Here is a 13,433-nt window from a genome sequence, read left to right as displayed (position 1 = left end):
ACGGCACCCTGCCGCACACCGACCACCCTTGCAGACGGGTCCGACAACGCCAGCGCCGGCAGTGTGGGCACCCCGGCGTCGCCGCACCGCGTTCGGGGCGCGCCACGGGCGGCGGGCTCCGATATCACGCGCCCCCTTGGCCGTGGTCTGACCGGCGGCCGGAAGGCGCTGTAGCAGAGAAATGGGCCAGGCAGCAGAGGTGGACAAGGGAGCGCGCCACCGGGCCGCACTCGGAGAAGGGGCGTCGGTGCGCGCACCAATGCGGTGCGGCGCACCGGGTACGCACCAAACTGCCGGGCATCGGGTCCGGTGCATACCGGATGACGACGGACGTCACCTTGCCGAAGTACACCCGGGCCCGTACCCGGCACGGCTACGGTGCTGCCCATGCCATCAGAACTGACTCCGGACCAGGTCCTGCGTGTGATCGCCGCCCTGGAAGCGGCAGGGAACGGTGACGACGACGCCCTGGCCGCGCTGGCGCGCGGAGCGAGCGGCGAGCGGCCCCTGCCTCTTCTGGTCGCCGAGTTCGCTTGGATGCCGCGCCGGACTCAGCGGTGCAGGCCGGTCAGTGCGGTGTAGGCCTGTTGCACGATGTCGTTGCGACGGCCGGCCGAGGTGTTGGCCAGGACGACGAGGGCGGTGCGGTGCTCGAGGCTGAACCCGGCGAACGCAGTGAAGCCGAACGTGCCGCCGGTGTGGAAGTACAGGTGCGAGCCGTCGGGGCGGGAGCGGATGTTCCATATCAGGGCCAGCATGCCTTTGCGGCGGGGCAGGCGCAGACGGGGGCGCTGGACCTCGCGAAGTGCGGCGCGCAGGGCGCAGGGGAGTCCGGGGGGCCGGTCGGGGTCGATGAGGGCCTCGGTGACGGTGAGCAAGTCGCGGGCGCTGCTTCTGAGTTCGCCGGAGGCGGTGAGAGCGGGCATGCGCAGCGGGGGTTGTGGTCGGCGCCGCCAGTAGCCGATGGCCTGTGAGGTGTCCGGCGGCGGGTGGGGGGAGGTGGTGGTGTCGCGCAGGCCGAGGGGGTGCAGGACCCGGGTGCGGAGCAGGTCGGGATAGGGCAGGCGTGCGGCGGCTGCGTTGGGCAGGGCCTGGCCCAGCAGGCCGACGGCGTAGTTCGAGTAGTGCACGCGGCTGCCGGGACAAGCGGGCAGACGGATGTGTCCCAGGGCCCGCAGTGCCTGCTCGGGGCCGTAGGCGGCATAAGCCCCGGACATGGCGCACCAGGGGGCTTGCAGCAGGACGGCGGACAGCGCGGGCAGCAGGCGGGGGAGCGTGGGTGGCACGCCCGGCAGGCCGGAGGTGTGGGTGGCGAGATGGGTGAGGGTGATGGGTGTGCCGCGGTGGGGAACCGCGGTACCGGCGGGAAGGTGGCGGACGAGGGGGTCGTCGAGGCCCAGTTCGCCCCTGGCTGCCTGTTCGGCCAGCAGCAGGGCGGTGAAGGTCTTGGTGAGCGAGCCGATCTCGAAGCGGGTGCCTGCGGTGGCGGGCACACCGCCGCGGTGCGCGGTGCGGCCGCGTACGACCAGTGCGCGGCGGCCCCGGCGGTGCAGGGCGACGGCGACCGCGCTCGCACCGGGCATCGCGGACAGCAGGCGGCCGGTGACGTGCCGCGCGAGGGCGGCGTCGGACGGCGTGCCGGGGCCGCGTTCCGCCGTCCGGCCGATGGCGCGGTCCGGGCCGGCGGGTCCAGTCACGGCGCACCGTCCGGTGATGCGGGCGAGTTCGGGCGCGGACGGCCTTCGCCTGCCGTGCCGGACGGGGAGCCGGCGGAGGCGTCCAGGTCTCGATCGAGGACGACGGTGGCGGCGATGACGGCGACCAGCGTGGTGTGCTGGTGGTCCGCGAAACGCGTGGCGGGGTCATCGCCGACCTGGTCGCCGTCGCGGGGTACCAGGCCGTCGGGGTGCTGGAGGTCGGCCAGGTGCCGCCAGTCCTGCGTCTCGGCGTACGGTGCGGGCAGGCAGCCGCCGACGATCAGCAGTTCGCCGACCAGGTCCCACTGTCGGGTCTCACTCCACACGTCGGTCCACACCGGCAGCCAATGCCCGAGGTAGGTGGTCAAGTCTTCACCCAGTGCGCCGGGCATGCGCCCCCAGTCGGTGAGGTGGAAGACGGTGTGCGTCATGTCGTAGCCGGTCTCCCAGTCGATCAGCCAGGGCTGCAGGGTGCTGCCGAGCCAGGTCGCCCGGGTCAGGGCCGGCCAGTCGGGGGTGTTCGCTCCGCGGTCGTGGCCGGTGGTGCGCAGGGCGTTGGCGATGGCCAGCCGACGGTTGGGTACGCACTCCACGGCGGGTGCGACGCCACTCGCGGCGAGCTGGGCGATCAGTTCCTTGAGGCCGGGATGGCGGTAGCCCGCGGTGGCGAAGGGGGAGTAGCACTCCACCGGGTCGGTGGTGAGCGGGTGGTGCAGCAGGCGCTCGTACAGCAGGGCGCCCTGCCGCAGTTGCCCCCAGCCGAAGTCCAGCAGTTCGCCCGCCTGGGCGCGTTCACGGCTGCCGGCAGTGCCGGTGCGCAAGGTCAGCGCGGCGGCGAGGGCGACCTCCGCGACGGCCTTGTAGGCATCCAGGTCCTCGTCGGGGCCTGCGCCGGTGGGCAGGGCGCCGAGCCGGCGGTGGGTGTGCAGCCAGTCCAGGGCGCGGGACCTGATGAGGTGGGCGAGCGGTGCCAGGGCCGTGCTCATGCGCTTGTCCGTTCCAGCAGGCGCCGGACGATGGCGACATCCAGGGCACAGCGGCTGTCCTCTGGGCCGCGAAGGGCGATCTCCCGGGCCAGCAGGGAGGTGTCCACGGGCGGCGCGGCGCCCTCGGCGTCCAGCCAGGCCAGCCAGCGGGTGATGCGGGCGGCGGTGGTGTAGTCGCGCCGCAGGACGGCACGGGCCGCCCCGCGCGCCAACGCCAAAGGGGCAGAGCGGGCGGCTTCGTGGAGCACGCTGTCCAGGCCCGGCAGGGCGAGAGAGGCCAGCCGGCCCATCCGCAGCGACCACGGCACCCACCCCTCACCCGCCTCCCCGGGGCCGACCGCACCCCGGCGCGGCGCGGACGGGACGCAACACGGCGGCGGCGGGGGAACCGGCATCGGCGGCCTTGCCGCGACGGCCGGGCCGAGGCGGTCGAGTACGGTTGCCAGCCCCCAGTCGACCCACGCCCTCAGCCAGGGCGGCTCCGCGCCGGCCGGCGGCGCGGGAGGCGGCTGCGGGGCCGGCGGCAACGCCGCCAGGCACCGCTGGACCGCGGCCCGCTCCTCCGGCACGGGCGACCGCCCGGTGAGGACGTACCCGGCCAGTACGTCGGCACCCAGCATCCGCACGGCGCCCGCACCGGCCGAGAGCGCCCCGGCGTCCGCGGGCCCCGGTGGCCGGGCCTGTGCCGCCCGCAGGTGGCCGACGACAGTGGTGCTCTCGGTGCCCCGCAGGACACCGAGAGCACCACGCGCCAGACACGCAGCCGAGGCATGGTGTGCGGCACGCGATTGTTCGGTGGTCACCGACGAGCCGGGGTCTTGGGCTCCTTGGGTTCCTTCGGCTCCTTCGCGCCGACGATGATGATGTGTCCGCACGGCGGGCAGGGCAGGGGAGCGCCGCTGACCTGCGCCTCGGGGACGGCCAGCAGCGTCTCCAGCAGGACGGCCTCCAGGACCGGCGTGTCGTGTCGCACTTCGGTGATGGACATGATTCTTCGCTCCTTCATCGACTTCCGGGATGCCACGGGGATTTCGATCTCCAACGGATACGCCGCAACGTGGCACGTTATCCGGGAGAGGCGCAGCGTCGTTTTCGTGATGCTCTTCGGGACTGTCACCAAAATCCTGCCTCGGCGGGCCGCTGAATCACCCGCCGGACCACCAGGGCGGTCTCCGGAGGGGCAGGCCGGATGTGACGGTCAACAAGCGACGCGCGGTGACGGGCATCTTTCTTTTCCAGCAGCTGTTGCTGTGCGAGCGGCGGTTATTCTTTCCGGGGCGGCGCGAAGGCATTCTCGCGGCGCATTTGGCCCCACCGCGGGACAGGCTACGTCATGCGGTGCACGGCCGGGGGTGAATACCCGGAGTACAGGCGCCGGTCGCACCTGCCGGTCATTCCGTGGGCACACAACGGGGATGGGTGGCTCTCAGCTACTGATGGGCGTGCAGCCGATGCCCAGGCCATTGAGGCTGCTGAGGGGGGTCGCGGGCAGAATGGTGACGCTCGTGCACTCGTAGGTGATGCTCACCGGGTTGGCGACGTGCACCGTCTCGTTGAGGTGTACGCCGAGCGTGGCGTCGCAGATCTCGAACGTGCTGACCTCGCCCTGGATGCTGGCGAACTGGCAGTTGATGTCGGCCGCCGCCGGGAGCGCCTGCGGCGACTGCGCTGCGGCGGAGGCCGGCACGGTACAGACGGCTATGGCGCCGGCGGCAGCCAGTAAAGCGGCTGCTCCTAATCCGGCGATCTTCGTTCCCTTCATGTGGGACTCCTTTCGGTACCTCCATGAGACTTGGGACGCTACTCCGCGCGCATGCACTTGAAAACCGGACTGACCCGAAAATCTTGCGATGCGTCCCGTCGGCTGGGATGCGTGAGCATGCCGGCCTTGATTTTGTGAGGAGGGTGTCCCTGTGATCAGCCGCGCCGACATGCCGGTGACCGGCTCACTCGGGTGTGAGGGCTGCCCGACTCGCCCCATGCTCCAGCAGCGGGTTGTGCCTGGGCTGGGTTTTCCGTAAGGGCAGTGGCGGACGATGACCTCGTGGCGCCTTCTCTCCGACGCGGGGCATCGAGGTCACCCTCGAAAGGAATATCCGATCCAGTTGATGTGCCAAGCGTCGATGGTGAGTTGTGGGGGCGGCGAGGCCTCGGGAGAAAATGAGCTCTCAGACGGGCAGGATGACGAGGCTGGCAGTCCCGTTTGTGTCCTGAAGGCCGGTCGTGGCGCACGCGGTCAGGCTGAGCTGAGGTTCGACGACGACCTTGGTGACAGAACTGCCCTGCCCGAAACCGGAGGTGACCGACCCCACGGCGGTAACCACTGTCGTGCCGTCGGCCGCGCGCGCCGCGGTGGTGCTGGTATAGGTCACGGTGCTGCTTTGGCCGGTGTTCCAGGTGTACGTCTCCGACGTGACGGTGTTCGGAGGCGTCAACGCGATCAGGCAACTGACTTCACGGGTCCGGGAGAAGGCGGTAGTGCCGCTACTGACTCCGGTGGTCAGCGAGGTGCAGCTGAAGTTCTCGGTGACCTTGATGTCCGTGGTCCGCAGTGTGTTGGTCAGGGGAGGATCGTAGGTGGCGTGCTCCGAGCCGACTGGACAAGCAATGTCCACCCCTGCCGCGTGGGCGGCCGGGGCCACGAGTACGCCTCCTGCGATCAGTGCGAACGCGGCTGCGAAGGCGGCGGACAGTCGGGGCGTGGCGAGCGCGGCTATGGGACAGCGCATGGAGTCGCTCCCTCCCTATTCGGTGGGTGATGTCCCGTGAGCGGTGGGTGACATCAGGGCCCCAGGATCCCGGCCGGCGCTCCGGGCGGCAATGACCCGATTGAGCCAGACCTCATCCCCCGGCGCGGCATCAGGGGGGCTCATGGGGATGCGTTCCAGCACGGCGCGGGACTTTCGTCCGCTGCACGAGCGCATCGCGGCACGCAGACTGGGAGCACGGGCCGGCACCGGCCCCGCACGCACGCACGCCCGGAGGAGACGGACCATGGCCCCCCTTCCGTACGCCGACCTGGTCGTCAAGGCCGCCCGTGTCCGCACGCTCGTCGACGGTCAGGAACCACAGCGGGCGCTGACCGTGCGCGGCGACCGGATACAGGCCCTCGCCGTCGACCCGCACGGTCTGGACGACCTCGTCGGGCCCGGCACCCGCGTCCTCGACGTCCCGGGCGAGGACGCCACCGTGCTGCCCGCCTTCGACGACACCCACACCCACCTGATCTCGGCCGCAGACAGCGCCCACGACGTGGCGGTCGACGGGGCCCGCAGCATCGCCGAGCTCCTGGACCTGATCCGGGCCCGGGCCGCCGGCACCCCGGCCGGGCAGTGGATCCGTACGGCAGAACACTGGCAGGAGCTGAACCTCGCCGAGCGCCGCTTCCCCACCGCCGCCGAGCTCGACACGGCCAGCGGCCACCACCCGGTCCTCGTCCTGCGCGGTGTCCACAACCAGGTCCTCAACAACCACGCGCTCAAGCTGTGCGGTATCGACGCCACCACCCCCGACCCGGAGGGCGGCGCCATCGAACACGACACGGACGGACAGCCCAACGGCCACCTCGTCGACGGCCTGGCCCTCGTCCAGCCGCACCTGCCGGTCCCCGATCCGGCCCTCGAGCTGGACGGCCTGCGGATCGCCTCGCACGACTACGCCGCCGCCGGCATCGGCACCGTCCGGGACACCAACACGTCCCTCGCCGACCTCAAGGCCATTCAACAGGTACGCGACAACGGCGAGTTGGGATGCCGTGTGCGGGCACTGCCGACCACGATGGGGTTCACGACCGTCGAGCAGGTCGAAGAGATCCTCGACGGGATGGAAGCATGGAAGTACGCCGCCGACCCGTGGCTGAGAGTGTGGGGCGTGAAGTTCTGGATGGACGGCGGCATCGAGTCCGGCGCCCTGGACGAGCCCTACTGCCCCGCACACCGGCCCACGCCCGGCTACACCGGCCAACTCTCCTGGGACCAGGACGTGTTGGAGGAAGCAGTGGAGCGCGTCGTGCGGCGCGGCTGGCGTGTCGGCATCCACGCGTACGGTGACCGGGGCGTGCGCACGCTGCTCGACCTCTACGAACGCGTGCAGGCCCGCCTCCCCGGCCTGCCCTACGGCACCCTTGTCATGGAACACGGTGGCCTCGCCGACGACGGGCAACGGCGCCGAGCCGTCGCCCTCGGCGTCCCCGTGACCATTCAGCAGGCACTGCTGTACGACGCGGCGGACGTGCAGAGCGAGTACTGGGGCGCGGAGCGGGTAGCCCGCCTCTTCCCCGCGCGGCAGTGGCTGGACGCCGGTGGCGACATCTCCGGTGGATCCGACTACCCCGTCGGCTCCTACGGCGCCGCCCACTCCCTGTACGGGCTCACCACCCGGCAGACCGTCTGCGGCGTGCTCGGCGCGGACCACGCCATCAGGCGCGCCGAGGCCGTCGCCCTGCACACCACGGCGGCGGCCCGCCTCACCGGCGAGAGCGCGCTGCGCGGGCGGCTCACCCCCGGGCGGCTCGCCGACCTCACCGTGTGGGAGCGGGACCCGCTGACCGTTCCGGAGGAGGAACTGGCCGGGCTGCGGCCCGCCCACACCTTCCTCGGCGGCGTTTCCGTGCACGCGGAGACGTAGCCGCGTACGTGTCCTCTCTCGTCGGCGCCTGCGCGGGTCGCTATTCCGGCCCGTCAGTCACTGCCGTACGCGCGCAGGAAGACGTCCACGGCCGCATCCGCCAGGCCGCGCAGCTCGGCGTCGGGAAGGCGGCGGGCACCCAGCCTTGAGCGGGCCTCCAAAGGACCGGTGAGCAAGGCGAGAAAGTGCTCGGCGGCCTGTTCCGGCTCGGACGGGCGCAGACGCCCGGCGAGTGAGAGGCGGGCCAACCGGTCGGCGAGCGCCGCACAGGGGCGATGCGCGGTGCGCTCCTGCACGGCCTCGACCAGGTCCGGGAACCCGCCCACCTGGGAGTAGGTCAACCAGCGCAGAGCGCGAGCACGTTCGCCGTTGCAGATCCGCAGCAGCCGCTGGGCGGTGCCCGCGAGCGCCGCTCGAAGGTCGTCGTCCCGCTCTCGCTCGCGCAGTTGCTCGACGACCGCGAGGATCTCCGCCATGAGGGCGTCGGCCGCGGCTTCGATGGTGTGACGGAAGAGAGTCTCCTTGTCGTTCAGGTGGCTGTAGACGGTCGGCTTGGCGACGCGCGCCTCCTCGGCGATCTCCTGCACACACGCCTGGGCGTAGCCGCGTCGTGCGAAGACGGTGAAGGCGGCGTCCAGGATCGTCTGTCGCTTGTCGGCCTTCCGGCGCGGGGCACCCTGGCCGTCCCTTGACGCTACTGAACTCATTGGTTCAGTCTACATATCGAACTCGTCAGGAATTTTTCCTGAACCAGCGGGTTCAGTACTCAACGGGAAGGACTGGAACGGTGATTGTTCACACGCTGCGCTTCGCCTTCAAGGACGAGACGACCGAGGAACAGAAGAACCGGGTGCTCGCCCTGATGCGGCGGACGGCGTCGGTCGAGTCGGTGTCGTTCGCCACGGTCGGGCAGAGCCTGAGCGACCCGGCGGAGGGCTTCACCCACGCCTACTGCGTGGGCATCGAGGATCTGGCGGCCCTGGAACGGTACATGCACGACCCGGTCCACCTGGCCGGGGACGACGAGATCATTCCGCACCTGTCCAGGATCGCCGTCGGCCCCGATCTCTCCGACGACATGGACCCGGAACTCGGCGGCAAGCTCATGACGCTGCACGAGCGGAAGACCGCGATGTACCCGGAGTGGGCCGCCCAGCTCGAACCGCTCGTGGACATGCGGGTCGGACAGAGCGGGTCGTGATTCCGGAACGGGGCGGGTCATGACTGTGAGAGCGCACAGGTGTCCATGGGCGCCGCCATCGCTTTGCCGGCCCGAACTCCGCTTGCGTGGTGGCGGACCTGTCCACCAGCAGAGCGTCCAGCGGCCGGCCGACCAGTTCGGCGTAGGTCCGGTGCGGCAGCGGGCCCGGGTTGGGGTCGTCATCATCCGCGCCGTACACCCGGCCGCGCAGCAGTTGCTCGTCATCGGCGTTCATCCGAACAGCCTTCCAGCCGCCACCGACAGCGGGGGGCAGGCGACACCGGCCGTCCGGCGTCCCGCTCCGCGGGCGTCAGGCGCAGGGCAGACGGTCGGAGGCGGGCCAGTCGAGGCGCACTCCGCGGCGGATCAGCGCGGTGATGCTGTCGACCTGGCACGTGGGCGGCTGCTCCGGGGGGAAGCGGAGCAGCGCCCGGTGACACCGTCGCGCAGTTGGCCGTCGGTCATCGTGGGCGCCTGCTCCTGCAGTTCGTCGAGAAGCTGCCCGGCGCGGGTCGCACGGGACAGCGCGGCGTCGGCGAGCGGCCCTTCGGCGAAGCCGTTGCGTACGTACCGGCCGGGCTCGATGAAGGTCATGGTGACGGTCCTCTCTGCCCGGACGCGCGTGGTCTCCCGGTTGGAGACGCGGTCGCGGGACCGAGCGGCGGGAACGTTGAGCACCGGCCCCGTTAGCGTCGCGTCGCGGCAACCGGCCGGGGCAGGCGCGGCGTGGGCCAGGCCGGATCCCACCGCCAGGCCGCCCACCGTTCCGCCTGCGCGAAGACCCCGGAGCGTTCGGTGAGCATGGCCAGGACCTCGCCGCGGGCGGTGTCGACGGCCCGGTGCTCGGTGTCGTAGACGATGCCGATGCGTCGCACGTGTGCGTACTCGTCTTCGTCCTTCCACTCCCAGCGGGTGAGGTCGGGCGCGACGACCAGAACCACGGTCAGGTCGGGGGGCGAAGCGTCCTCGGTGAGGCGGTGGGGTGCTCGAAGTTGACGTACCAGTTCCGCAGCCGACGCGCCCGTCCCCGTCAGGGACGAAGAAGGCGTTGACGCTGAACCAGGACGCGGGCGGCCTCCACAGCAGCAGGTCGGTCTCCTGCCATACCTCGCCCGCGAGCTCCCACTCCCCCGTCGCCATCGCGTCGAACGCCTCCATGCGCGCCGAGCGGTCCCCTTGCGCGCGGGCCTGCGCGGACGGGGCCGGCCACCGAGCCTGCGCCCCCGGTGCGCACGGGTCACCGACGCCTCGCCGGTGTCGTCGACGCGTCCGGGGCCGCTCGGGCGCCTATACGGCCGTCACCGAGTTCGCCGCGCACGGCCCGGACGGGGCCCTGCCGCTCCGCTCGGGCAGCGACTCCTGAGGCGTCGACGGCCGTGATGCCCTCGCCCGCGTACGGGCTGCCGGCGAAGTAGCGGCCAGGGTTGTCGAACGCGTCGCGGGGACCTTGACTTCCGGGGCTGCCCTGCGGCTTCACATCGGACAGACGAAGCGGCCGTGGAGGGGGCGACGGAGGTGTTCGTGGAAGGGGCCTGCGGGACCTGATCGATGTCCTCGGAAGGCCGGCGGCCGCGGGCGGCGCGCTGCTCACGGGCGGGGGCGGGTGCGGGTTCGGCGGTGTCCTCGGATTCTCCGGCCTGCGGGCCGGGGCGACGCTCGTCCGGCCTGTGCGCGGATCTGCGCACGAGCCGGAGCCACCGTGTGAAGCCACCCCCTTGACCGCGGGCTGACGGCCACCAACCCCAGGCGTCCGACTCCTCCTTGACCACCCCTTGCAGTCCGAATTTGTCCGTGCCCGGAAACACGCCCGCACCGTGTCCCGGAGCGTGCGCTCTGTCCACAGGGCCGGGCACGCGCCGTAGGGTGATCGGCCGGGCTCACCAGGCACCCGGCCGGGGAACAGCAAGGAGACGACGTCGCCCAAGGTGCCCCAACTCGCCCCGGAGCAGATCATGCGGGCCGCCGATTGCCTGGAGCTGGTCCGGCAGGAGCAGGGCAGCGAGGAGGAGAAGACCGCGCTGGCACAGTTCCACGCCGACGGCCCGGAGCTGGCCTGGCTGATCGGTGAGTTCGGTGCGCCGCTGCTGGCCGACTGCCTCACCGCCGTGCCCGATGAGCACGCCGACTGCGAGTCCGCGCACATCCTCGGGCAGCTGGTGACGGTGGCGAGCCGGTACCTCAAGCGGTGGTGCCTCGCGGGCGGTGCGGCGCACACACCGCCTGGGTCGCGGCCGGGTTCCTGATCGAGTGCATGCAGGAGGTCGACCAGTTCCTCGCCGACATCCGCCGCGACGCCGGGCGCCCGGCACGGGGCGGCCGCGGCCTGAGTGAACCGGCCGGGGCGGTGCCCGGGGACGGAGACTTCTGGTGTCGCAGGTAGCGGAGGTGGACAAGGGGTGGCGCACCGCCCATCCCCACCGGCAAGTGGACATCGGATGTCGTGCATCGAGCGGAGCCCACCGTCCTGGCATCGGGCGCGGTGGTGGGGCGGGTGCGCGCACCGTCCGTTCCCTGGTGGCGGATCACGGCGCGCGGCGGGTTAGCGGTGGCGCCTCTTCGGTGCCCCGGGGGAGTTCGCGCCGGACCTCACCCTGTCTGCCGAGCTCGATGAAACCGCAGTGCGGTACATCCGTCACAGCCTGACCTCAAGACCGCGCGGCGCTGAGCCTGACGCAGGAGACCCCGGGGCCGCGATTGACCTGTCTCACTGGAGTTGGGTCGTGTCTCGCTGAAGACGGACAGATGCTGGTCCGTCTCATCAAGGGCGGACAGCAGGCCGGCCACCAGCTCGAAAGTGGAGCCGGAGTCGGCAGTCACCGTCGATGGTGCGCCGACCTCCGACGCCTGAGAGGCCTCTGCCGATGAAACGACCGTAGTCCCGCGCTGAGGCCGAAGCCCTGGCCAAGTGCTCGATGGATCGGGCATGACCAGCGCTCCCGCGCATCGGTGCACCTCCGGTGAGACGGGTCGGCTGCGCATCTGTACCGAGGCGATCGGCTACGGACCGGGCATCACTCCTGGGCGGAGGCGGTCAATTCCATCATCGCCTGGGCGTAGGTTGCGCCGTCAATCTCCTCCTCGTCGTACTGGCGCATCAGCTCATCGATCTTGGCCTTGAGCTCTGTCCGGTCCATCGATATCTCCCAACATGTCAGTGGTCTGAGGTGGGGACAGTAGCGTGACACGTACCGCACGGACGGCGCTTTCCCTAGATGGAGGGCACTTTGCTCTTCCACTTGCGAGTTGGTCGCGCGCCTTCCGCCCACCTTCGATGAAGCGGATCAGCATCTGTCCATATCCAGTGGAACACGGGTATCTGGTGCTGACAACGCAGGTCAGGGGTGCAACGCGGATCGGGTGTTGCAGCAACCGTCCGAGGGCCGGCTACCGGCGGCGCGGGATGGTCACCTGGGCCTGCGCCAGGACGATGCCAGTCACCGGGTCCCGGTGCACGGGAACGTACAGGCTACGGGCGACCTCACCGGCGGTGAACCAACCTCCGGTCCACGGGGCGTCGTTGGTCTCCAGTACGCGACCAGACGAGCGGACCACCCAGGAGTCGGACGATCACAGCGGTACCTCCATCGCGGGAACCTCTCCCGCCTTCACCCCTTACCGGGACTTGGCGTCAGAACGACAGCAGCCGTGGGGCCCCGACCCGGTCAGGATTGGGCGGGCAGCTACATCCGAGACGGACCGGCGGGTGGGCGGTCAAGGAGGGTGTCGAAGAAGCCGGCGAGCAGAGGTTGGGCGCGGTCGCGGTCGCGGAGTTCGTCGGGGCCGAACCGGAACCCCTCGTAGCCGCGGAGTTTCAGGTCGCGGTCGCCGGCCATGGTGGCAGCGTACTTCGCGCTGTCGGGCTCGGTGCCGCAGTTCCGGGTGTAGTGCTGCATGCCGTCGACTTCCAGCACCACTCGCCGGGCGCCCGGGAACAGCATGAGGAAGTCCATCCGCAGGTTCTGCATGGCGTGCACGCCGCCTTCGCGAAGGGTCTGCAGCGGACCGGCCTCGACATCCAGCGGACGCTCTCGACGTGGCACCCGTGAAACACCTCCCCTGTCGATCGGGGCGTTGACCACGCGTCTGTTCCGTGTCCTTCTTCCCCGAACTTGGATAACGCCCCACGGCCGCAAACGGAACGACCGCCACCGCAGACACCGCCCGCAACCGGATGGGGCATCGCTCCGTCAATAAGCTGTTGGCCCACGACTCATCCGCCTCACCATGCGGGCCCTGGAGGACCTCGACCGGACCGGCCGTGCCCGGACGATCGGCGTCGGCGACTTCTGCCCCGGCCCGCTCACACGACAAGTCCGTCGCCCGGGTCGCCCCGCGCCCGTTCGTCCAGCGTGAGATCGTTCCCAGGCCGAAGTCGGTGTGTTTCGAACGTATGGCGGAGAAGGTCGACGTGTTCGACTTCCAGCTCACCCACTCCGAAAGGGTCGCGTGGCTCGGCTCTGTCCGGTTCGACACCTGATGCCGCGGCGCGTCCCACTCGCGCGACGCCCCACCCGCAGTCCGATTGCCGGCCGGTGCGCCATCCGGCGGTCTGGCTGAGGATCCCCGGCCGCCGGTCGGTAGGGCGGTCCCTTCCGTCGCCCTCCGGCGCGGCTTCCGGGAAGGAGCGTCACGGGCATGGGGGTATCGCCCCCATGTTTTCGCCCCGTGCCCGGCGATGGGCCGGTGGCGCCCGCCGGAACCCGGTGGTGACGGACGCACGGGGCGGTGCGGACGGTCCAGGCGGACGGACGGGCCGGGCGGGTGGTGGAGACCGTAGGGACGACGGCGGGGGGGGGGGGGGGGGGGGGGGGGGGGGAAAAAGGGGGGGGGGGGGGGGGGGGGGGGGGGGGGGGGGGGGGAGGGGGGGGGAGAGAGAACCCCCCGTACACACAGCCAGCCCCTCGTCCCCAAAGGTGGGAAGAA

General features: G+C 71.0%; 15 protein-coding genes. 4 read left to right on the top strand and 11 right to left on the bottom strand.

Annotated features, from left to right (window positions below):
* The first annotated feature begins 387 nt into the window (after positions 1-387).
* Positions 388-582, top strand: coding sequence for a hypothetical protein (locus tag ACZ4W9_RS32685; protein WP_467941873.1), 195 nt, complete (start codon positions 388-390; stop codon positions 580-582).
* Here ACZ4W9_RS32685 and ACZ4W9_RS32680 read toward each other — a convergent pair.
* The 6 genes from ACZ4W9_RS32680 to ACZ4W9_RS32655 form a co-directional block, all read right to left on the bottom strand.
* A complete protein-coding gene (locus ACZ4W9_RS32680; protein WP_467941871.1) occupies positions 552-1,697 on the bottom strand; it encodes a serine hydrolase domain-containing protein in 1,146 nt (381 codons plus the stop codon). The genes ACZ4W9_RS32685 and ACZ4W9_RS32680 overlap by 31 nt on opposite strands.
* Positions 1,694-2,683, bottom strand: coding sequence for a DUF6895 family protein (locus ACZ4W9_RS32675; protein ID WP_467941869.1), 990 nt, complete (start codon positions 2,681-2,683; stop codon positions 1,694-1,696). Before ACZ4W9_RS32675 ends, ACZ4W9_RS32680 begins: the two co-directional genes overlap by 4 nt.
* Positions 2,680-3,309, bottom strand: a complete 630-nt coding sequence (locus ACZ4W9_RS32670; RefSeq protein ID WP_467941867.1) for a hypothetical protein — start codon at positions 3,307-3,309, stop codon at positions 2,680-2,682. Before ACZ4W9_RS32670 ends, ACZ4W9_RS32675 begins: the two co-directional genes overlap by 4 nt.
* A gap of 173 nt (positions 3,310-3,482) precedes the next feature.
* Positions 3,483-3,671, bottom strand: a complete 189-nt coding sequence (locus tag ACZ4W9_RS32665) for a hypothetical protein (RefSeq protein WP_467941865.1) — start codon at positions 3,669-3,671, stop codon at positions 3,483-3,485.
* A gap of 438 nt (positions 3,672-4,109) precedes the next feature.
* Positions 4,110-4,445 carry a hypothetical protein gene (locus tag ACZ4W9_RS32660; protein ID WP_467941863.1) on the bottom strand — a complete coding sequence of 112 codons (336 nt, stop codon included), beginning with the start codon at positions 4,443-4,445 and terminating at the stop codon, positions 4,110-4,112.
* A 406-nt stretch (positions 4,446-4,851) separates the two neighbouring features.
* A complete protein-coding gene (locus tag ACZ4W9_RS32655; RefSeq protein ID WP_467941861.1) occupies positions 4,852-5,412 on the bottom strand; it encodes a hypothetical protein in 561 nt (186 codons plus the stop codon).
* 265 nt (positions 5,413-5,677) lie between these two features.
* Between ACZ4W9_RS32655 and ACZ4W9_RS32650 the strand changes: the two genes are divergently transcribed.
* Positions 5,678-7,309 (top strand): amidohydrolase, encoded by a 1,632-nt coding sequence (locus ACZ4W9_RS32650; protein WP_467941859.1) that lies wholly within the window; start codon positions 5,678-5,680, stop codon positions 7,307-7,309.
* Between the two features lie 53 nt (positions 7,310-7,362).
* Here the strand turns inward: ACZ4W9_RS32650 and ACZ4W9_RS32645 are convergent, their stop codons facing one another.
* Positions 7,363-8,016 carry a TetR/AcrR family transcriptional regulator gene (locus ACZ4W9_RS32645; protein ID WP_467941857.1) on the bottom strand — a complete coding sequence of 218 codons (654 nt, stop codon included), beginning with the start codon at positions 8,014-8,016 and terminating at the stop codon, positions 7,363-7,365.
* Between the two features lie 80 nt (positions 8,017-8,096).
* On the opposite strand from ACZ4W9_RS32645, the gene ACZ4W9_RS32640 reads away from it, so the two are divergent.
* Entirely contained in the window at positions 8,097-8,510 is a 414-nt protein-coding gene (locus ACZ4W9_RS32640) for a Dabb family protein (protein ID WP_467941855.1), read from the top strand.
* 366 nt (positions 8,511-8,876) lie between these two features.
* On the opposite strand, the gene ACZ4W9_RS32635 is transcribed toward ACZ4W9_RS32640, so the two are convergent.
* A complete protein-coding gene (locus ACZ4W9_RS32635; RefSeq protein WP_467941853.1) occupies positions 8,877-9,104 on the bottom strand; it encodes a hypothetical protein in 228 nt (75 codons plus the stop codon).
* Positions 9,105-9,196: 92 nt separating this feature from the next.
* A complete protein-coding gene (locus ACZ4W9_RS32630) occupies positions 9,197-9,451 on the bottom strand; it encodes a hypothetical protein (RefSeq protein WP_467941851.1) in 255 nt (84 codons plus the stop codon).
* 984 nt (positions 9,452-10,435) lie between these two features.
* Here ACZ4W9_RS32630 and ACZ4W9_RS32625 point away from each other — a divergent pair.
* Positions 10,436-10,753 carry a hypothetical protein gene (locus ACZ4W9_RS32625; protein WP_467941850.1) on the top strand — a complete coding sequence of 106 codons (318 nt, stop codon included), beginning with the start codon at positions 10,436-10,438 and terminating at the stop codon, positions 10,751-10,753.
* Positions 10,754-11,521: 768 nt separating this feature from the next.
* On the opposite strand, the gene ACZ4W9_RS32620 is transcribed toward ACZ4W9_RS32625, so the two are convergent.
* Entirely contained in the window at positions 11,522-11,644 is a 123-nt protein-coding gene (locus tag ACZ4W9_RS32620) for a hypothetical protein (RefSeq protein ID WP_267058206.1), read from the bottom strand.
* A gap of 546 nt (positions 11,645-12,190) precedes the next feature.
* Complete coding sequence (locus ACZ4W9_RS32615) at positions 12,191-12,550, bottom strand: hypothetical protein (protein ID WP_467941848.1); 360 nt, start codon at positions 12,548-12,550, stop codon at positions 12,191-12,193.
* Between the last annotated feature and the right edge of the window lie 883 nt (positions 12,551-13,433).

Source organism: Streptomyces sp. NPDC029296 (assembly GCF_055569255.1).
Note: the sequence above shows the minus strand (reverse complement) of the source record. Positions and strands in the feature narration are given on the sequence as shown.